1 tRNA gene is annotated in these 336 nt (G+C 67.6%); it reads right to left on the reverse strand.

Annotated features, from left to right (window positions below):
• Positions 1 to 175: 175 nt before the first annotated feature.
• Positions 176 to 249, reverse strand: a tRNA-Ala gene (locus J0695_RS39820).
• Positions 250 to 336: the final 87 nt, after the last annotated feature.

Below are 336 nucleotides of genomic sequence, written 5' to 3' on the forward strand. Positions count from 1 at the left end.
CGGCCGCTTCGGTGGTGCCGTGGGCGAGACGGTCGACAAGCCCGGTCTCGATCCGGTCCAGCGCCCGACCATCGAGCACCGGGATAGCAAGACCAGCCAGAGTTGCTGCACTTCGCTGCTTGCAGACGCCAAAGAGCCCCTACCGGATCTCCCCGGCAGGGGCTCTGAGCTGCGGTGGACCTGTGGGGATTTGAACCCCAGACCCCCTCGATGCGAACGAGGTGCGCTACCAGACTGCGCCACAGGCCCTTGCAACGAGTGAAACTCGGCGCTCTCTTCGAGGGCGGCGAGTATGCGGCGGGCGACGCCCAGGCCGCGGGCCTCGCGGATCACGTA

It is taken from the genome of Streptomyces beijiangensis, assembly GCF_017315755.1.
Lineage (GTDB): Bacteria > Actinomycetota > Actinomycetes > Streptomycetales > Streptomycetaceae > Streptomyces > Streptomyces beijiangensis.